Source organism: Paenibacillus ihbetae (assembly GCF_002741055.1).
Lineage (GTDB): Bacteria > Bacillota > Bacilli > Paenibacillales > Paenibacillaceae > Paenibacillus_AQ > Paenibacillus_AQ ihbetae.
On sequence record NZ_CP016809.1, the window covers coordinates 1755767 to 1775935 of the forward strand.

Genomic DNA, 20169 nt, shown 5'->3' on the forward strand with positions numbered 1-20169 from the left:
GCAATCAGTTGTGAATCTGATACAATGCCTTGATGCCTGCGCCGTCCATCGAGATTTGAGGCGGGATATTGCTGCCGTCGCCTTCTCTCGGGAAGCCCTTCCAGACCGATTCATTGACGGTATCGAACACCCAAGGGCGGTACATAAGCGGAATCGACGGAATGTCCTTTAGCCAGATTTGGGTGAGCTCGGTATAGAGCGCTTTCAATTCGGCTTCGTCCGTCGTCGCCGGAATTTTCTCGATGATGGCATCCGCCTGGTCATTCTTATAGCGGCCCCAGTTCCAGAACGCCATTTCGCCGATCGGAGCGACGCCCTTGGAATACATGATCGTTCTGGCGCGGTCCCAAGGCTGGCTTGGGTTGACGCCGCCTGCCGGCGTGTTCATGATAATGTCGAATTTGCCGGTCTGCAGATCATTGGTCCATACCGGGGCTTCCGGGAATTTCGTGCGGATCTCGATGCCGATGGCCTTGGCGTTCTGGGCAACGATCTCCAGCGCTGCGTTCCAATCCGACCAACCGTACGGGCATTCGATTTCAAACGGACCCAGCCGCGTGCCGTTCAGAACGCGGATGCCGTCCTTGCCCTTCTTGGCTCCGATCGAGTCGAGCAAGGCGTTTGCGGCTTCCACGTCGGTGGTCCATTGCAGCGGCTTGATGGCCTCCTGATCCACATACTTCGACTCGGCATCGGTGTTCAGCGTTAAGGAAGGCTCCATTGGCGCCGAGTAGCCGCTGATGGCAAGCTCCGAGATTTTGCCGTAATCGATCGCCATGGCGATCGCTCTCCGGACATCCGGGTTATCGAGCCCCGGCTTCGACATATTGAAGAAGATGGACGGCATGGAGCCCGGCAAATAGTACGGCGCATCCTTCAGGTACGTTCGGACAGGGGCGCCGTCCTCCCACATTTTCCATACCTGCGGAATGAACTGCTGGGACACGTCGACCTGGCCGCTCTTGAACGCCAAGTCGCCCGCGGCGTTATCCTTGTAGATGACATGGGTGATGTATTTCGGTGCCGGAAGCTTGCCGAATAGCGCCTGCCCCCAATAGTTGTCGTCCCGGACGATCGTGATCTTCTGGTCATTGTAAAAATACATCTTATACGGTCCCGTTCCGATCGGGTCGGCATTCACTTCCTTGCGGATCGTCGCAAGATCATTGCCCGCCTTCTTCTCGATTTCCTCCCAGATATGCTTCGGCAGCATCGGTATCAGTTCAATGCTGTCCAGCACGGTCAGCTTGTTGGGATTCTCTTTGTTCAACGTAATGATGACGGCATGGGGGCCATCGGCCTTCACGTCCGCGATATACGTCCAGAAGCTGCTCCAGTTAATGTCGTATTTTTTGCCGAGCTGATACGTATAAACGACGTCCTCCGAAGTGAACGGCTTTCCGTCGCTCCACTTGGCCTCCGGATGAAGCTCGACCTTCATGTTCAGATCGTCCGTCCATTCGTATTTGGTGCCGAGCAGCGGCTCCAGCTCCCCTGTCAGCTGGTTGACCATGAACAGCGTTTCGTAGACCAATTCCCGGGAGTTCCCGTAGTTGATCGGAAACGCGGCGTTCCCGCTGAGCAGGTTGAAATTCGTCGGGGCGCCCCACTGCAAGCCGTTCACATACAGCGTTTCGTTTCTAGGCGTCGCTTTCGGATCTCCTTGCGGTGCCGGTTCCTCCTTGCCCCCCGGCGGCGTTTCTGTACCGGATGGCGGCGTTTCCCCTCCGGATGGCGGCGGATCGGTTGCCGATGGCGGCGTGACGCTCTGACAACCGGCGATAAAGAAGGAAATGGCTAACAACAGAATGAAGACGGGTCTCATAACGATTTTCAGCTTCACTCGCAAACCCTCCATTCACAAATAATGTGCTCATCGTGCTTGCTCCTCCGGCAAAAACGCCGAATTCATGCTGCGCCCAGCTGGAAGCGTTTTCTCGATGAATTTATATGTCCCTTCATTTCCTCTTTAGTACAGATAAATTTTGAATCCGAAATATCAGCCCCAAGGATTTTGAAAGGTGCGCGTCGAATTTTTGGAGGGCGTTGATCATGAGCAAACGTGGAGGAATCAATCTGATTGATCCAAGCGAAGCAAGTAAAGGAGTGTTGTCTGCTGACTGTGATTAAGGATACTCTGCTGCAGCTCTTATTTGCGTTAATGCCTTCCGTTGTCTACAGCATCTATTACAGGAATCTGACCGTCAACTATTCCCGCAGCTTCATCATCGTGATCTGCTCGCTGTGCCTGGTCCTGTCCATGACCTTCGCTTCATCGGCGCAGGCTGGCCTGATCTTCGATATCCGCTATGTCATCATGTTCTTCGGCATCCTGTTCGGGGGGCTGACCACGGGCTGGATATTGCTCGTCGAATTTTTGATCTACCGGTTATACATCGGCGGCTCGGGCGTGATCGACGCCATCATTATCCTTGTGATTACGTTTCCGCTATCGGTCATGCTCGCATCGGTGTACCAGAGAACGCGGCATCGGCTATGGATCGTTTTTACGGCCGGAATCAGCTTCTCCGTCATCCCGCTTACCGTGCTCTACATTACGAAGCCCGATTACATTATGAACCAATTATTATTTAACATTCTGGCCATACCTGTTCAGAATTCGCTCGGCATCTGGCTGCTTATCACCCTGTTCAACAAATCGGTAACCGACAAAGAGCTTTCCTTGAGATATGTCCAGAACGAGAAAGCGGAGGCCGTCAATCATGTCGCCGCCTCGCTCGCCCATGAAGTCCGCAACCCGTTAACCACTGTCCTGGGCTTCCTCCAATTAATGAAGAGCGGTACCTTCTCTCCCGAAAAAACGAACCGGTTTCTCGAAATCAGCATGGAGGAAATCCGGCGAACCGAGCAGATTCTGTCCGATTATTTGTCCATCAGCAAGCCGGCCGCTTCGATCCGGCAGCGACTTGAGCTCATTTCCCAGATGCAGGCCGTCGTTGAGGTCATGACCTCTTATGCGAATATGAATAACGTGGCGCTCCGCATCCGCTGCCCCCAGACGCCGATCTTCATATCCGGCAGCACGGCGGAGCTGAAGCAGCTGCTGGTCAATTTCATTAAAAATGCCATCGAGGCCAGCAAGGATGTCACGAAAGGCACGGTGGAGATTTCGATCCGGGAGGAGCCGCCTCATGTCGTCATCCAAATCGAGGACAACGGAATCGGCATGACCGAGGAGCAGTTAAACCGGCTGGGCTCGATATACTATTCCACCAAAATGAACGGAACCGGGCTCGGGCTGACCTTCTCCTACCAAGCCATCCGCGCGATGAACGGCAGCGTATCCGTCAGCAGCGAGCCGCTGTCCGGCACGACATTTGTAATCCGGCTGCCGATTGCGGGAGGATGAAGGAACATAGGGGGCCGGTCGGTGCTCCCCTCCTGGTGCTGAACACTCGCTTAACAGAGAATAGACGCCAAATCCTAAGCCCGACGCGCCCGGCAAAACAGAATGAGCAGCCATACTCCCGTCTCCCCACGCAAAAAAGGCGGGAATGCTCCCGCCTCGCTTGTTATTTCGATTATTGCAGCTTGTTATTTCGGTTGTTGCAGCCTGTTATCTCGCTTAGTGGAATTTAGGCAGCCAATCGCCGTGCGCTTCGATCAGATCGTCACACAGGCTCTTGATGTCGTCCATGGACAGCTCCGCCGCCGTATGCGGATCCAGCATCGCCGCGTGATAGATATGCTCCTTCTTGCCGGTCGCAGCCGCTTCCAGCGTTAGCAGCTGGGTATTGATATTCGTGCGATTCAGCGCAGCGCACTGCGGTGGAAGATCGCCCACGTAGGTCGGCGTCACGCCGCTCGCATCCACCAGGCACGGCACCTCGACGCACGCTTCCTTCGGCAGATTCGTGATCAGGCCGGTGTTCATCACATTCCCCCCGATTTTGAAAGGAACGTTCGTCTCCATCGCTTCCAAAATATAAGACGCATATTCGTGGGAGCGCTTGTGCGTCAGATCCTTATTGTTCACCAGCTCTTCGCGCATCTGCTTCCAGCCCTCGATCTGATTCACGCAGCGGCGCGGGTACTCGTCCAGCGGAATGTTGAAGCGCTCGATCAGCTCCGGATAATTGCGCTTAATGAAATACGGATGATACTCGGCGTTATGCTCGGAGGACTCGGTAATATAGTAGCCGAAGTTCAGCATCATCTCCAGGCGGACCATATCGTGGTGCTTCTCCTTCTGCTTCTCGGCAGCGCGCCGCTTGATTTCCGGATAGAGGTCAACGCCGTCCTTCGTAACCTCGAGCAGCCAAGCCATATGGTTGATGCCTGCAATCTTGGCCTGCACGCCTTCCTTGTCCATCCCGAGATTATCGAACAGATGCGGAATGCATGCTTGCACGCTGTGGCACAGACCTACCGTCTGAACGCCCCCCAGCGTGTTCATTGCGTTGGTCAATACCGCCATCGGGTTCGTATAGTTCAGGAACAGGGCATTCGGACATACCTCCCGGATGTCGGCCGCAAAATCCAGCATGACCGGTATCGTGCGCAGGTTGCGGAATATCCCCCCGATCCCGACAGTGTCGGCAATCGTCTGTCTCAGCCCGTATTTCTTCGGAACCTCAAAATCGGTAATCGTGCATGGATCGTAACCGCCGACCTGTATCGCGTTGATCACGTACTTCGCGCCCCGAAGCGCTTCCTTGCGGTCGCTGTAGGATTTGATGACGCAGGTGCTGCCGCTCGTCTTCTTTATATTATTCAGCATGTTCTCGGAGTCTTTCAGTCTTACGGGATCAATGTCAAACAAGGCAAGCTCGAACCCCTGCAGCGCCGGAGTCTGCATGCAATCTCCCAGTACGTTTTTGGCAAAAACACTGCTTCCCGCTCCGATAAATGTAATCTTAGACATCAATAACGCCCTCCTTAAACCCAATGTATTAATGCGTTTTCACATGAATAACTATATGTGATTCCCGCATCCTTGAATATGGAGCAAAACAAGGGCAATATGGACAATTGTCGTTTCATCCAGTAATCTAGGGGTGACGCTTGAAGACGCATTCAGGTCTTGAGATAGATTGAACTGGAATCCTCCAAAGGAGGCTGATTTACGATGTCCATCCTGCCTGACCACTCCTTGTACGCGATCGGCATGAACCCTTCCCCCGGCGCGCATGACCTAACCATTCTGTTCAGCGGAGAAGGCATTCCGGTGCCCAGGCACAAAATCGGACCGGCCATCCATGACTACTGCTTAATTCATACCGTGACCGACGGCGAAGGCGTATTCGAATGCGCCGGCAGGGTATATCCCTGCAAGGCCGGCGATACGTTCATCATTCTTCCGGGCGTTCTGTTCAGTTATCAGGCGGGCGACCGGAACCCATGGCACTACCATTGGGTCGCCTTCCAGGAGAAAGGGGCTCCCTTGCTGCTGGCGGATATGGGGATTACCGCCGCAAGACCGGTCATCCGATGCGAGGACCCCGAGGAGCTGAAGGAGCTTAAATCCATGTATAACCGTCTTCGTCTTGGCTTCAATCAGTCGGATTATCCGCGCCTTGAGGATCTGCAGGGCTCGGCCTGGCTCCGATTGCTGCTGCACAAGCTTGCCATGCTGAATCAGCAGCATCTGCCTTCCAGGGAAGGGGAAGTGGCTGATATTGAGCGCGGCGTAAGGCAGGCAGAGCGGCTCATCTCGACGCAATATCATCAGCAGCTGTCGATCGGGCAGCTGGCGAGCACGCTCGGATACCACCGCGCCCATCTCTCGAAAGCTTTCAAGCAGCATACCGGGTTATCCCCGATGCAGTATCTGATGAAGGTGCGAATGGAGAAGGCGAAATCTTTAATGAGGACATCCTTTTCGATTCAAGAGATCGCCTCTTCGGTCGGCTTCAATGATGCCCTCTACTTCTCCAAGCTGTTCCGCAAATGGACCGGCATGACCCCGAGCGAATACCGCAGCGGCCCGGCTAAAGGATAGGGAGGAATAAGCGGGGCAGGTGGGGCAGGAGGTCCGGCAACGGCGTCCCGACAGGCCCCGGAACCCCGGCTAACGCAAAAAAAGCCGCCGGGGCGTGTCCCGGCAGCTTTTGCCTTTAATAGCTTCGTCATTTTTAGCTTTGACATACTCAGCTTTGACATACTTAGCTTTTACATACTCAGCATTGTCCTCATTTTCAGCTTTGCCGCTTTGTTGTCATTGTCAGCACTGAAACTTCCAACGTGTTGTCATTGTCAGCATTGCAGCTTCCGGCTTTGTTGCCATTTCAGCCTGTGATAGCAAGCCTGTCCTATGCTCTTGCCTCATAGAGCTGCACAATCTCGACGATCGTTTGGACCGCCTGCACCATCGTGTCTGCGGACACGTATTCGTACCGCCCGTGGTAGTTCTCCCCGCCCGTAAATATATTCGGCGTCGGCAGTCCCATATAGGACAGCTGGGAGCCGTCGGTACCGCCACGGATCGGCTCGATGATCGGCCGAATGCCCAGGTTCTCCATCGCAGCCTTCGCAATCTCCACCACTTCGATCACCGGCTCGATTTTCTCGCGCATATTGTAATATTGATCCCGCATTTGCAGCACGATCCGTTCGGCTCCGTACTTCTGCTGAAGCTGCTCCACAATCGAAGCTAGCTTCGCTTTCCTTTCCTCGAAGCGCTCCCGGTCATGATCGCGAATGATATATCGAAGCTCGGTCAGCTCGACATCGCCTTCAATGGAGGTGAGATGGAAGAAGCCCTCGTAGCCCTCCGTAAACTCCGGCGCTTCCTCCGCCGGCAGCATGCCGTGCACTTCCATTGCAATTTTGGCCGCATTCACCATTTTGTCTTTGGCCGTTCCGGGATGTACGTTCTTGCCCTTGCATGTCACCAGCGCCGCCGCCGCATTAAAGCTCTCGTATTGAAGCTCTCCGACCGGCCCGCCATCCATCGTATACGCATACTTCGCACCGAAAGCCTCGACATCGAATTTATGCGGTCCTCGGCCGATCTCCTCATCCGGCGTGAACGCAACCCGGATTTTCCCGTGCTTCAGCTCGGGATGCTGAATCAGATACGACATTGCGGTCATAATTTCGGCAATGCCGGCTTTATCGTCGGCGCCAAGCAGCGTTGTTCCATCCGTCGTAATGAGCGTGTGGCCCTTGTAATTAGCCAACTCCGGAAAATCCCGCGGAGAGAGCACCACGTTCTGATTCGAGTTAAGTACGATATCTCCTCCGTCATAGTCTTCAACGATCTGCGGCTTTACCCCTGCGCCCGTGAAGTCCGTTGCCGTATCGACATGCGCCAGAAAGCCAATCGTCGGGATATCCTTGTCACTATTCGCCGGCAGGGTAGCCATGACATAACCGTTCTCATCCATGGTCACGTCCTCCATGCCGATCTCCTTCAGCTCGTCCACAAGCAGACGGCCCAGTGTCAGCTGGCCGGGTGTCGAGGGGCAGGTGTTGCTGGTTTCATCCGACTGGGTATCGATTTGCGCATATCGAATCAGTCTGTCGATCACTTCTTTTTTCATCATTCTCAACTCCCGTCATGCGTTTTGCAATTTTGTACTGTCATATCATAGCCATTGGACTTGCTGCAAAATCGGATACACGGCTCATTGCGTCCGTCTATACCGATATTCTTCACTATAAAGTGTCCGGATAGCCGGCCATCCTTCCTTAATCATCCATCATTATATCCAGTGGCCGCCGCTCAGGTCAATTTTGAGAAAGGAAAGGAGATGGGCAAATGTCATCCGACCTTCAGGCTCACATTTGCGAAAGGAAGGAGACGAGCGAAAGCCACCCAAGCTATTTCAGGCTCACGTTCGGAAGGGACTCCAAGCAGTTCCGTCTTAATCCGCTTGATCCATGACGTATTTGCTCAGAGCGTATCCCAACAGTAACAAAAGGGCCTCCCGAAGATCTAAGATCGATCTTTCAGGACGGCCCCTTATTATATGAGTATTGCGTATTGGTTAGAACTCCTGCCCCCTATGATTCAGGGAGGATATGAACCGTCAGTCCATCGAAGGCGCACTGGGCGCCGAATTGACTGACCTCTTCCGCCAGTTCATGATGCGGACCGACGGATTGGTGGGAGAAATGAGTCGCAATGAGCTGCGTCTGATCGGTAATGGCCCCGATGCGCTTCAGCCGTTCCACCATCCGGCCAAAGTCCGATCGATTGAGGTGCTCTTTTCCGGGAGGGCGGTTCCAAATCGTCCCCTCCAGCACAACGGCGTCAAATCGGCGCCCCTTCAGCGATTCCCATACGTCTTCCTCGTAATACCCGCTATCCGATGCATATAGGAGCGAAGCCTTCCCATCGTCGATCAGGTAATTCATCGCATCGCCGATCCGCAAATGATGGCAGGCCGCAATGGCCGTAATCGTATATTCCTTCAGCCGAACCGTTTGCCCCGGATGAAGGATACGCCTTAGAATTCCGGCCCCCTGGTCATTTCCGCCGGCGTCCTCCCATTTCGTCCAAACGGAAGGTCCCGCAAGCATCGTCAGCTCCGGCAGCTCGGTTGCCAAACGAAATGCCCTGCCCCGCAGCATCAGATTAACGGAATCAAAATGGTCCAGGTGACTGTGGGTGATCAATAAGCAGTCCAGATCGCGCAGTGAAAGGCCCAAACCGGCACAGGAGGCGAAAATATCCGGCCCCAAATCGATGAGCAGATGGTCATTGATTAAGACGCTCTGCCGCCGCCGGTTGTTATGTCCGCCGTTTTCCCTGGCATGCTCGCACGTCAGGCAGTCACAGAACGGGGAAGGAATGCCTTCCACAGCCCCCGTTCCCAGAAAAGTCAGCTTCATGCGTTCCCCTCTTTTAATCAAAATGGAGTTGCTAGGTATCCGATTGATATCCTGCTCGCCACACCTGCCTCACGGGGTCATCGGATCCTGAGGAGCGGCGGAAGTAAACCTGAAGTTGTCGAAATACAGGGTCTGCGGAGCCGACTGGCGCCACATCCAGATCTCAATGCCTTTGATCCGGCTGAGGTCCAAATTCACCTGCCGAAGCGGAATGCGGACGGTTTCGCCGCTGCCGGCACGAACGTACTGCATGAAGGTATCATCGCTTTTCCCGTCCAGCTGATGGAATTTGACATAGAATTGCGCGGTCTCTCCGGGATTGAACACGTCGAACTCCAGCGTCTCGAATGCCGACCAGTCGCTGCTGCGGAATCCTTTCCCTGCATCAAACAACCGCAAATTCGGAAAATTCACGTTTGCCGGGAACACGGCCTTCATGGAGTAGGTCCCCTCGGTGACATTCACATTAGCGAGATCGGTATCCACCGTCTGGGATGTAAAGCGGTTGATCGCTTCTTCGGTTTCGGCATCGTTTAAAGCGACCGTAGACGGAGCATTGGTTTCATAAACGACAAGGGTCCGTTTCACGGTTTTGGACGATCCGTCCTTGCTTACGACAATATCCAGCTCGTGGGCACCAGGATCCAGGCTTAGCACTAGCGAAAATTGATCGTGCTCTGCTCCCTCAGCGGTTTTCGGCGCCTGCTGTCCGTTCACCGTAACCTCCGAGCCTTGCTCCGCATAGATCGAAACCTCGCGGCTTCCGTCCGCTGGGCTGCCGACCGTAACCAGTACCGGCGCACCCTCCGAAGCAGTAACGATCGCCTGTGCAAGCTCGCTTCGTACCTGCATCACCTTCTCGGGATTCTCTTCGAAGGTTTTGATGTTCTCATACAATCGGTCATAGAATGGGCGCATCGCATCCCGATACGGGAAGGCGTCCGCTATGCCCAGCTTCGTGGCCGCGTCACGCAGCTTCTGCTCATACAGCCACAGATACTCGTAATCCTCCATGCTCTCGCGGAGCACTTCAAGACGGATCGTGCCAATCGGGCCGTCAACGCCTACTTCCGTTCCGGGATAAAATAAATATCCATCGCCGTTCGCCCCCGGGAATGCCAGCGGATCGGTCCATACATCGCGGCTCACGTATTTCTTCTGTGCGGCATCATACTTCTGGAACTGGGTCGTTGCCCAATATAACGTGCCCTCCACGCCGTGATCGCGCTGCATCCAGGTTAACAGACGCGTTCCGACCAAGTCATCATCCAGATGATAGGAAGGGAACGGATGCTTCGGCTTCACATAGGTGTACCACCAGACCGCATCGCCGGCTGCCTGCCGTTCCTTGGCGAAAGCCTCATCGAACTTTTCAATATCCGCTACCCAAATGTCCACATCTCCGACTAATTCATCGACCGGCTGAATCGTAACCAGATGCGGAACATCGGGAGCCGCCTGTTCGAGAGCATCGTTGATCTGCTTCACCCGATCATATTTATCTCGAGTCGGTTCATCGATCTCGGACACATAATAATACGCTTTGGACAGCAGGCCTGCCTCCCTTAAACGATCCACCAGCTGCTTGTTCCGCTGTATATCCGGCTGCCCGTCAGCCGTCCGATAATACGGCAAGCGGTAAGCCGATATTCTCGGATCGTTGACATACTTTGGCGCCCGTTCAACGTAGCTGTCGATGTCGGAGTCCGGGATCGGCAAGTATCCCGGCGTCAGGCGGTGCTCAACGGATGCGTAGTAGTACTTCTCGATGTACTTCCATGCCTCCTCGCCCACGACATTGCCGTGCGCTTCCTGAATCGGTCCGCCCCAGACCCCGAAGTTGGTTTTGGCGTGGCTATCATCCGTAAGCTCGAAATCCCACACGGTGAGCTCGATCGGGATTCGGACCGGATTTCCTGTCTCGTGCAGCGTCATTTCTCCGGTATACGTACCGGGATGCTGACCTTTCGGTACATGGATTTTGAACCAGATCCCTTGATTATGTCCTTCCGCTACTTCCAATTGCTCATTCAAAGGGATCAAGGCATCCGGATACCAGCCTTTCGGATAGGCAGGCGTTGTAGAGGTTTTCACTTCGATATAATGCTGTTTGAACAATTGAATATGCTCTTTGCCGATTTTGGCGCTCCCGTCCGCAAGCTTCAGATCGCTCATGGCTGCCTGCAGCTTGCGTAAGGATTGATTGGCTTTCACGATGACCTGGCCGCTCTCATATTCATTGCGTGCGGCCCCGATCCGAATGATGGAATTCGGCTCGCCCGGAAAAGCCTGATCCCGCATCACCTTCTCCGTATTGGTCGGTACCCAAACATCGAACAGCGCGCCCTGGCTGGCCGCGGCCGAACCGGGCAGGACAGACGTCAACAGCAGCATCACCGACAGCAGAGGCAAGCAAGCCTTTTTCCACATCATCATGCCCTCCTATTCGGCTTTGTACCGATCATACGCGGCCGTATAGATTTCGAGATATTGCGACAATCCCATTTTCTCGATGGTGCTTACATATTGATCCCATTCGCTGAACGGCACGTCGCCTACAACAAATTTGGCCGTCATTTCATCGACATACTTATTGATGTCCGTATGAAGCGGCGTGAACTGGGTAAGCTCCTCCTGGGTATACGTAAACTGAGGCCATACCTCCTCCGGCCACTGGCCTTCAACTTTCGCCGCGGCTGCGATGCTTTGCTCTGTCGCTTCGCCGCCCTTGAAGGTTTTGTCCGTCAGCATTGCCGGGTAGAACCCGCCTGCCCACGACACGAATTTCGACTGCTCCTTCAGCGCTTCCTCGGTATATTCAATCGAACCGTCAGGGTTCTCTTTATAACTGACATCCTTCACGCCCATGAAGAACAGCTTGCTGCCCTCCTCGCTGTAGAAGTGATCGATCCAGCGGACTGTCGCTTCCGGATGCTGGTTTTTATCGGTGATGACAAAAGCCCCGACATCGATCAGCGGAGAACGCGCCCTTGAGAAAATCTGGTCGCCATAAGGTCCCTTAAGCGTCGGAGCCCCTACAAAATGCTCGATCGTTACGCCGCCAATGGCATGCGGACTGTTCGTCTCCGCGGAACCGACCAGCCCTTCATCCATCAGCGCGTTCACCTGAGGACCTTCGATGGTCATGATATCCGGAACCATGAGACCTTCCTTGTACAATTTATTCAAATATTCCAGCACTTCTTTGTATCTCGGGTCAGCCGGAATAAACCGGAGCTTGCCGGACTGCGGATCCATATCCACCCGTCCATGGATGTTCCCCCGGTTGCCGAGCCCCCATGCTCCCTTCAACTCATCAAGCAAGGATCCAATGCCGCTGCCGGCATACGGAATTTCGTCCGCTTTGCCGTTCTTGTTCGGGTCCTGGGTCTTGACCGCCTTCAAGTATTCGTAATATTCGTCCGTCGTTTCGGGCTCCTTCATGCCCAGCGCGTCCAGAAACGCTTGGTTGTACCACAGCTTTGTTCCAATAAGCACCGATTTAAAGTTCGGGTCATAAAATGTCGGGAAGGAATAGATGTTGCCGTCAGGCATCGTCAATCCTTTCTTGACCTCCGGATGCTCCTCCAGGAGCTTCTTGAAATTCGGCGCATACTGCTCGATCAAATCATTAAGCGGAATAAAAATGCCCTGGCCTCCATAATTCATCAAATCATTCGCAGACAGCCGCGCCGTGTGGAAGGCATCCGGATAATCGCCGCCGGACAGCACCAGATTCCGTTTCTCCGCCAGGCTCTCTGCAGGCGTCAATTGAAAATCGACTTCGATGTTCGTCTGCTTGGCATATTCCTTCCATACCGGGAGCGAGTTCCAGTCCGCTGGAGCCGAAGCGGCTTTCCCTGCGAAGAACGTAAGCTTGATGGGCTCCTCCACGATCGGAAATCCTGTAGGATTAACAGCCGTTTGCTGCTTAGACTGCTCCTCCGCCGCCGGCTTTCCTCCGCTGCCGCAGGCGGTTGCCAGACTTGCGGTCAACACGCCTGTGAGCAGGACTTTAGTGAACCGCTTGAAATTATTCCCCATCATTTCTCAGACCTCCACTTTTCGAATATATTGCGAAACAAGAGCCGTTATCTAACCCTTGAGAGCGCCGATCATCATACCTTTGACAAAATACTTCTGAAGGAACGGGTACAGCAGCAGTACAGGTAAATTGGCCACAATGACGATGGCATATTTAATCGCCTCCGCCTCCATCAGATGCTTCTGCACCGATAAATCCATGCTTCCGGCCATCTGATCGACCTGGGATTTAATCAGGATTTCCCTCAAGAACAGCTGCAGCGGGTATTTATCCCGATCATTCAGATAGATGAGTGCGTTGAAATAGGAATTCCAGTGCCCCACGCTGTAAAACAAAATCATAACCGCGATGATCGGCATGGAGAGCGGGAGCACGATTCTCCACAGCGTCTGCATATTGGAGCAGCCGTCGATCGAAGCCGATTCCTGAATTTCATTCGGAATGGAGGTCTGGAAGAAGGTGCGCATGATGATGATGTTCCACACCGATACCGCGCCCGGAATGATCAGCGCCCACATCGTGTTGATCATCCCCAGGTTTTTTACGAGCAGGTAGGTTGGGACGAGGCCCCCGCTGAAAAACATCGTGAATACGATATAAGCCGTGATGACATTCCGGCCCGCAAAATCTTTGCGTGATAACGGGTAGGCTGCAAATATGGTCATAACCAGATTGATCGCGGTGCCCACCAATGTGTACAGAAGCGTGTTCGCATAGCCGGTCCATATTTCCTTGTTCGCAAATACCAGCTCATAGCCGATGAAGGATAAATCCTTCGGAAACAGCCACATTTCTCCTCTCGATACGGTGAGCGGATCGCTGATCGACGCGCTCACGACAAAAATCAGCGGATACAGGACAAGCAGCAGGATAATGGACAGCAAGATATAAATTACGACGAGTGTCATACGATCCTGGACGGATTCTTTCACCCTGATCCCCTCCTTACCATAGGCTGGTTTCATTGACTTTTTTGGCGATTCGGTTCACGAGCACGAGCAGCACCAGGTTTACCAAGGAGTTAAACAAGCCGACCGCGGCGGAGAAGCTGTACTGTGCTCCCAGTATTCCCTGCGTATAGACGTAGGTGGAGATGACTTCGGAGCTCTCGATATTCAGATCGTTCTGCATCAGATAAATTTTTTCAAAGCCGATGCCCATGATCTGCCCGACATTTAAAATAAGCAGAATGACGACGGTTGGCATAATGCCCGGCAGGTTGATCTTCCAAATCCGCTGGAGCCTGCTCGCTCCGTCCACTTTGGCCGCCTCGTGCAGCGTCGGATCGATTCCGGCGAGCGCCGCAAGATAAATGATGGAGCTCCATCCCATGCCCTGCCATACACCCGAAAATACATAAATCGATTTGAACCATTCAGGTTCCGTCATAAATGAGATGCGTTCACCGCCGAAAAAGGCGATAAGGTGGTTAATGATGCCGTTCTGAGGTGAGAGAAAGATGATGATGAGTCCTACCATGACGACCGTTGATAGGAAATGGGGAGCGTAGGTAACCGTTTGGACAAAACGCTTGAAATGCCGGTTGCCTACTTCGTTGAGCAAGAGTGCCAGGATGAGCGGAATCGGAAATCCGATGGCCAGCTGATACAGGCTGATCCCGAGTGTATTCAGAATCAACCGGTCGAAATAAAAGCTGTTAAAAAAACGCTCGAAATGATCAAACCCGATCCAATCGCTGGCCCATATTCCCTTGGCGGCTACAAAGTTCTTGAATGCGATCTGTATGCCGTACATCGGCAAGTAATCAAAGATAAAGAAATAAAGAACGACGGGAGTAATGAGCAAATATAATTCCCAATTTTTACGGAATGTTCGGCGAAACGCCCTCCACTTCGCGGGCACGGCTGCTGGTGCCTCCGTTCGCCTGGCTGGTGCTGTGTTCACTAAGAATCCCCCTCCTTAGCATCGTTGGAGCTTGTGGTTCTATCGGCATGTCGATCAAGTCCCGGATAGGCTGCTCTTTTGTCCAAGCATCCACGGCTCCGGCTCCTTTACATAAACTAACTGGCCCCCCTTTCTCATCGATTCCGTTGCGGCTACGCCAACCGCTACGCTCATGCGGCCTGCGATCGGTTCGGCGATGGGCTCCTTATTTTGCAGAATCATATCCAGAAAATCCTCGCAAATGATCGGATCGGCTCCGTTATGCGAACCCTCGGCTTTCTTAATCTCGTAAATCTTATCCGATAGATCACGCCAGGTTTGGGACTTGCGCGTTTTGACGTAAACCCGCTGTGCGATCTCATCATTCTCGATGCGGCCCTCGGTGCCGATAATGGTGTAGTTCCGCTGATAGTCAGGCGTGAAATGACACTGCATATACGAGGCTTTGATCCCCTCATCCAGCTCCATTAACACCATGCTGTTGTCCTCCACATCGATTTCCTCGCGAAAAGCGCATTGCACAAGCGGGCCCGAACGGTATTCGGGACAAGTCGCTTTCTCGCCGCATTCCGGGCAAGTAAGCTCATTCGGCTTCGTTCCGCCGAAATAATCCACCCCGCCGAAAGCGGCTACTTTCTTCGTATATCGCCCGGTCAGCCAGTGAATCAGGTCGATATCGTGGGAAGCCTTCTGGAGCAGAAGCGAGGTTGTGTTCCTCGAGCTGCCGTGCCAGCTGTGATAGTAGTAATCGCTGCCCAAGCCTACGAAATGCCGGACCCATACCGACTTGACTTCCCCGATCTCCCCGCTGTCGATAATCTCCTTCATCGTGCGGTACATATTCATATAGCGCATATTAAAACCGATCATGAAATGTTTCCCTGATTGGGCCCAAGCAGTCAATATCCGGTCACAGCCTTCAACCGTAATGGATAACGGCTTCTCGCAGTACACATGCTTTCTGGCCTGCAGCGCTGCAACCGCAATTTCATCATGGCTGTCATCAGGGGTTGTAATCACGATCGCATCGATATCCTTCCGCTGCAGCAGCTCCCTGTAATCCAGAGTAACCTCCGCCTCGGGGTTAATATTTTGTTGAAATTTGGTTAGTCTGAGAGGATCGGTATCCGCACCTGCAACGACGAGGGATCTCCCGTTTGGCTGATGCCAATACTTCGTAAACCCTGATCTCCAACCCAGTCCAATGATTCCTAATCGAATTTGATTCATTTCCTTCTTCCTCCGCCAATTATATTTGGCCCCAAACTCCTACCCGATTTTCCAATAAGGGTATAGAAAGAGAGGAGGCACCATGGCTTAGCACCTCAATGTTTTTTATATGTACACTCTTTCTACTTCCGAAAATAATCCGAAGATTGCCGCAGCATCAACTGATAGGGCACGAACAGCTTGAATGGTAAAGGATTCCTGCCTTCGATTTGATCGATCAGCACCTTGGCGGCCATCATGCCGATTTCCTCTTTGGGAATATGAACGGTGGATAGCGGAGGAGAAGTATACTGCGATACCTCGATATTATCCAGGCCCACGAAGGCGACATCCTGAGGAACCTGAAGCCCATGCTCCGCCGCCGCCCGCATCGCGGATATCGCCATCATATCGCTCGCAGCGAACATGGCGGTCGGACGTTCATGGTCCGGGAGGCTTAAGAGCTCGTACACAAGGGTATAGCTGTTATTCACATCCCAGCCCGTATTCACCACGAGCCTCGGATCCACATCGAGTCCCGCCTCCTCCATCGCATAACGGTAACCGCGATACCGCTTCTCCCGTTCAAGATCCCCGGTCAATCCCGCCCCGCCGATAAAGCCGATCCGGCGATGCCCCCGTTCGATCAAATGCTGTACGGCCGATTTCGCCGCAGCCACGCGGTCATAGAGAATCACCGGCACGGTCGAATCGGATATATCGATGCCTACAACCGCAGGAACCGCTTGTTTGATAAACTCATACACATTCGGGTCAATTCCCTCGATGATAATCATGCCGTCGAGCTGGGCATCCTGCGCAAGCTTGTTCATCGCCCCTGCGCCCTTGATTTCATCCATCGTGAGCACGTAGGTAAGCACGCTGTTCAGCTCGGACAGCTTTGTCTCAATCCCCTGTAAAATCGGCGAGAAATAAGGATGGTTATACTTGTTCTGCGTAACGGATACGATGCAGCCAATCTGGCGATACCCCGTCGTCTGCGGAGGAGGGCTCTTTTTGGGAGCCGGCCGTCCGGTATCGTTGAGGGCATAGCCAAGCTCTTTGGCCGCTTCGACGATTTTGGCGCGGGTGGCCTGACTGATGTGCCGGCTCGTATCGTTATTGATGACACGCGATACGGTGGAGATCGATACTCCAACATGGTTAGCGATATCCTTTAAAGTAGCAATAATGTGACTCTCCTTTCTCTCAATCCGCAATCAAAAAGGGCAAATTCAGAATTATATGTACCCAAAACACCGATTGGTTTGGCCCAAACAAGAAGTGCTGCTATCGTCATGATAACAGCCGTTTTCGGTTGGTGTCAAAGAGTTTTTTGTTAATTGATCGTAAATTTTTTGCGTATTATTTGGGGCCAAATTTAATACTGGGATAACATGGAGCCCGAATCGGCTGTCCGTCTCCCTGCAACAAATCAAAAAAACAGGCTTAGGCCCCCCATCCTCTTGGTGATTTACTGCCCCACCCCGCTCTTCCGGATCTCTGGATGAAAACGATCATATTCAGTCCAAAGCCGGGTAAGACAATCCCCGCCGCTTATCATCAGGCTCTGAATTCTCAGGGGCATGAGCCATTGTTAGCTACTGTGGGCCATTGTGAGCCACTGTGAGCCATTGTGAGCCATTGCCAGCATAACACAGCGTGAGAACGGCTTCCTATTCGCGAAAAAAAACCGCCCCTGTCGGAGCGGCCTCAAAAAACGAGCATTCGAGCATGATTATTCATTTTGGCTATGTCTATAACTTCGTTTAAAATGCAGGCAGTGCAATCTCGGAATAGTTATCCTCGAAAAACTTCTTCACTTCCGGGCTCGTCATCGCCTTCGCCAGCTTCTGGATCGGCTCCGAATCGACGTTGTCTTTGCGCGCAATCAGCGTAATGGTGAATTCGGAATCCTTGCCTTCCGTAATCAGCGCGTCGTTCTTTGGCGTCAAGCCCAGCGGCTTGGCATAAGCCGGAGTCATCGCAACCATGTCCACATCGTCCAGCGTGCGCGCCAGCATGAGCAGATCGACTTCCTTGAACTTGTAGTTCTTCGGATTGTCGATGATGTCCGCCTGCGTCGCTTTAATGCCGACGCCTTCCTTCAGTTTAATCAGGCCGTGCTTCTCGAACATGACCAGGGAACGCCCGATATTGGAAGGGTCGTTCGGAATCGCAATCGTTGCACCTTCAGGAAGGTCCTCGATCTTGTCGTAACGCTTGGAGTACGCCCCAAACACCGCATTATAGATCGGCACTACCGGTACGAGCTCCGAGCCGTTATTGGCATTGTATTCTTCCATGTACGGCACGTGCTGAAAGAAATTTGCATCCACTTCCTTATTCGCAAGCGCATTGTTCGGCTGCACATTATCGGACAGGATGACGATTTCCAGGTTGATGCCTTCCTCCTTCAACTTGGGCTTCGCCATTTCAAGCACATCCGTCATCGGCGGGATGAGCGCAGCCACCTTCAGGGTAACCTCCTCGCCAGCCCCGGTTTGGCCGCTTTCTTGCCCCTCCTTACCGTCCTGCTTCTGTCCACAGCCGGCAAGCAGAAGGATCAAAGCCAGCATCATTAATCCTATTTTTTTGTTCATTGTTTTGTTACCCCCATGTAAAATAAGTGATTTGTGTAAAATGTGCATGTGTATTGCAAGTGCCGATGGATGCTCAGGCTTTCCGCTTGTCGAGCAATCTCGCCGCAAGGCTCCCCGCAAATTGAATCGATTGCACCAAGATCACCATAATGATGATCGTGAACACCATGATTTCGGTCTCAAAGCGCTGATACCCGTAACGGATGGCAAAATCGCCGACCCCGCCGCCACCGACGATTCCCATGACCGTCGAGTAAGAAATGAAGCTGATGGTCGATGTCGTAAGACCGAGCACCAATCCCGATCTCGCTTCGACATACAGAAACTTGAAGACGATTTGCAGCGTGGACGCTCCCATTGAAGAAGCCGCTTCGATCACTTCCTTAGGCACCTCCAGCAGCGACTGCTCAACCAGCCTCGAGTAGGATGCGATGGCGACAACCGACAGCGGAACGGCAGCCGCCAGCGTACCGATGGATGTCCCGACAATAAAGCGGGTAAGCGGGATCATGATGACCACCAGCAGCAGGAAAGGGAAGGAACGGATGATATTGACCAAGCCGTTCATGACGGAGAACAACGGGCGGTTTTCGTACAGCTGCCCCTTCCGGCATAAAAATAACACTGTTCCGACCGGAAGACCCAGAAATACAGCCGCAGCAATCGAAATGCCGACCATCACGAAGGTTTCCCCGATGGCGCGCCAGATTTCCGTGTCATACTGCTGAACGTATGTGAAATAATCGTTCAAATATTGAATGATGCTAGGCGCGTCCATTATCTGCTTCCTCCGCTTCCCTTGATGCTTCTGATGCTTCTGCCGCGAGCCCGGTCCGAGAGAGCCCGGACGATGAATTTACGTCGTAGGTACTCGTCAATCGCCCCTTCTCCATGACGGACACCCGGTCGCAGATGGCGTGCACCGCATCCATTTCATGCGACACGATGACGATGGTAACGCCAAGCTCCCGGTTGATCTTCCGCAGCACATCCAGGATGCCGGATGTCGTCTTCGGGTCAAGCGATGAAGTCGGCTCATCACATAGCAGAACGGAAGGAGAATTCGCCAACGCCCGCGCAATGGCGACCCGCTGCTTCTGCCCCCCGCTGAGCTGCGCCGGATACTGTCTCATTTTGTCCTCCAGCCCGACGTATCTCATGACCTCCAGGACGCGCTGCTCCCTGTCTGCCCTCGGAACCTTCGCCAACTCGAGCGGCAAAGCTACATTCCCATAAGCGGTCCGGTTGCCGACCAGTTGAAAATGCTGAAAGATCATGCCGATCGATCTTCTCGCTTCCCTGAGAGCCCGGCTTCCGAGCGAGGTAAGCTCGAGGCCGTTCACCTGTACGCTTCCCGAATCGGGGCTCTCCAGCACATTCATCATGCGCAGCAGCGTCGACTTCCCGGCTCCGCTTGGACCGATGATTCCATGAATCGTTCCCTCCGCAATGTCGAGGGAAACATTGTCTATCACTTGATACTGTTCGTTGCCGTCAACGAAGCTCTTGTTCACCTTCTGCAGCGAAATCAGAATATATCCCCCCTTGCCTGCCTTGCTTCCTCACATGAAGAAAGCCCGCGCGGCTGGATCAGCCTGCGAGCAACGT

Annotated in this window: 15 protein-coding genes; 2 read left to right on the plus strand and 13 right to left on the minus strand. The window is 53.3% G+C overall.

Annotation, left to right across the window (positions count from 1 at the left end; genetic code table 11):
- Positions 1-4: 4 nt before the first annotated feature.
- A complete protein-coding gene (locus BBD41_RS08065; protein WP_099477211.1) occupies positions 5-1843 on the minus strand; it encodes an ABC transporter substrate-binding protein in 1839 nt (612 codons plus the stop codon).
- Positions 1844-2116: 273 nt separating this feature from the next.
- Here BBD41_RS08065 and BBD41_RS08070 point away from each other — a divergent pair, with 273 nt between their 5' ends.
- The gene (locus BBD41_RS08070; protein WP_099480514.1) at positions 2117-3370 is read left to right on the plus strand and encodes a sensor histidine kinase; all 1254 of its coding nucleotides are present in this window, start codon (positions 2117-2119) and stop codon (positions 3368-3370) included.
- A 216-nt stretch (positions 3371-3586) separates the two neighbouring features.
- Here BBD41_RS08070 and melA read toward each other — a convergent pair whose 3' ends face one another.
- The gene (gene melA, locus BBD41_RS08075; RefSeq protein ID WP_007130879.1) at positions 3587-4885 is read right to left on the minus strand and encodes an alpha-glucosidase/alpha-galactosidase; all 1299 of its coding nucleotides are present in this window, start codon (positions 4883-4885) and stop codon (positions 3587-3589) included.
- A gap of 204 nt (positions 4886-5089) precedes the next feature.
- On the opposite strand from melA, the gene BBD41_RS08080 reads away from it, so the two are divergent.
- Positions 5090-5962, plus strand: a complete 873-nt coding sequence (locus tag BBD41_RS08080) for a helix-turn-helix transcriptional regulator (RefSeq protein ID WP_077569354.1) — start codon at positions 5090-5092, stop codon at positions 5960-5962.
- A 310-nt stretch (positions 5963-6272) separates the two neighbouring features.
- Here the strand turns inward: BBD41_RS08080 and pepT are convergent, their stop codons facing one another.
- The 11 genes from pepT to BBD41_RS08135 form a co-directional block, all read right to left on the minus strand.
- The gene (gene pepT / locus BBD41_RS08085) at positions 6273-7505 is read right to left on the minus strand and encodes a peptidase T (protein WP_077569355.1); all 1233 of its coding nucleotides are present in this window, start codon (positions 7503-7505) and stop codon (positions 6273-6275) included.
- A 463-nt stretch (positions 7506-7968) separates the two neighbouring features.
- Positions 7969-8799 (minus strand): MBL fold metallo-hydrolase, encoded by an 831-nt coding sequence (locus BBD41_RS08090; RefSeq protein ID WP_099477212.1) that lies wholly within the window; start codon positions 8797-8799, stop codon positions 7969-7971.
- A gap of 69 nt (positions 8800-8868) precedes the next feature.
- On the minus strand, positions 8869-11235 hold the full coding sequence (locus BBD41_RS08095; protein ID WP_237087030.1) for a glycoside hydrolase domain-containing protein: 2367 nt from the start codon (positions 11233-11235) through the stop codon (positions 8869-8871).
- A gap of 6 nt (positions 11236-11241) precedes the next feature.
- A complete protein-coding gene (locus tag BBD41_RS08100) occupies positions 11242-12843 on the minus strand; it encodes an extracellular solute-binding protein (RefSeq protein ID WP_099480516.1) in 1602 nt (533 codons plus the stop codon).
- Positions 12844-12894: 51 nt separating this feature from the next.
- Complete coding sequence (locus BBD41_RS08105) at positions 12895-13752, minus strand: carbohydrate ABC transporter permease (protein WP_099480518.1); 858 nt, start codon at positions 13750-13752, stop codon at positions 12895-12897.
- A 37-nt stretch (positions 13753-13789) separates the two neighbouring features.
- Positions 13790-14707 (minus strand): ABC transporter permease, encoded by a 918-nt coding sequence (locus tag BBD41_RS08110; RefSeq protein WP_237087091.1) that lies wholly within the window; start codon positions 14705-14707, stop codon positions 13790-13792.
- A gap of 96 nt (positions 14708-14803) precedes the next feature.
- Positions 14804-15979: a Gfo/Idh/MocA family protein gene (locus BBD41_RS08115; protein ID WP_099477215.1), complete on the minus strand. Its 1176-nt coding sequence runs from the start codon at positions 15977-15979 to the stop codon at positions 14804-14806.
- Between the two features lie 122 nt (positions 15980-16101).
- A complete protein-coding gene (locus tag BBD41_RS08120; RefSeq protein ID WP_237087031.1) occupies positions 16102-17178 on the minus strand; it encodes a LacI family DNA-binding transcriptional regulator in 1077 nt (358 codons plus the stop codon).
- Positions 17179-17727: 549 nt separating this feature from the next.
- Positions 17728-18561, minus strand: coding sequence for a MetQ/NlpA family ABC transporter substrate-binding protein (locus BBD41_RS08125; RefSeq protein ID WP_077569360.1), 834 nt, complete (start codon positions 18559-18561; stop codon positions 17728-17730).
- Positions 18562-18634: 73 nt separating this feature from the next.
- Positions 18635-19339, minus strand: a complete 705-nt coding sequence (locus BBD41_RS08130; RefSeq protein ID WP_077569361.1) for a methionine ABC transporter permease — start codon at positions 19337-19339, stop codon at positions 18635-18637.
- Positions 19326-20093 carry a methionine ABC transporter ATP-binding protein gene (locus BBD41_RS08135; protein WP_077569362.1) on the minus strand — a complete coding sequence of 256 codons (768 nt, stop codon included), beginning with the start codon at positions 20091-20093 and terminating at the stop codon, positions 19326-19328. The genes BBD41_RS08130 and BBD41_RS08135 overlap by 14 nt, the downstream gene beginning before the upstream one ends.
- Between the last annotated feature and the right edge of the window lie 76 nt (positions 20094-20169).

What these genes read in the sequence shown, in the direction of transcription:
- pepT (WP_077569355.1), bottom strand. Translation starts at nt 7,505, where the DNA reads ATGAAAAAAGAAGTGATCGACAGACTGATTCGATATGCGCAAATCGAT.
- BBD41_RS08080 (WP_077569354.1), top strand. Translation starts at nt 5,090, where the DNA reads ATGTCCATCCTGCCTGACCACTCCTTGTACGCGATCGGCATGAACCCT.
- BBD41_RS08125 (WP_077569360.1), bottom strand. Translation starts at nt 18,561, where the DNA reads ATGAACAAAAAAATAGGATTAATGATGCTGGCTTTGATCCTTCTGCTT.
- BBD41_RS08105 (WP_099480518.1), bottom strand. Translation starts at nt 13,752, where the DNA reads ATGACACTCGTCGTAATTTATATCTTGCTGTCCATTATCCTGCTGCTT.
- BBD41_RS08090 (WP_099477212.1), bottom strand. Translation starts at nt 8,799, where the DNA reads ATGAAGCTGACTTTTCTGGGAACGGGGGCTGTGGAAGGCATTCCTTCC.
- BBD41_RS08115 (WP_099477215.1), bottom strand. Translation starts at nt 15,979, where the DNA reads ATGAATCAAATTCGATTAGGAATCATTGGACTGGGTTGGAGATCAGGG.
- melA (WP_007130879.1), bottom strand. Translation starts at nt 4,885, where the DNA reads ATGTCTAAGATTACATTTATCGGAGCGGGAAGCAGTGTTTTTGCCAAA.
- BBD41_RS08095 (WP_237087030.1), bottom strand. Translation starts at nt 11,235, where the DNA reads ATGATGATGTGGAAAAAGGCTTGCTTGCCTCTGCTGTCGGTGATGCTG.
- BBD41_RS08130 (WP_077569361.1), bottom strand. Translation starts at nt 19,339, where the DNA reads ATGGACGCGCCTAGCATCATTCAATATTTGAACGATTATTTCACATAC.
- BBD41_RS08100 (WP_099480516.1), bottom strand. Translation starts at nt 12,843, where the DNA reads ATGGGGAATAATTTCAAGCGGTTCACTAAAGTCCTGCTCACAGGCGTG.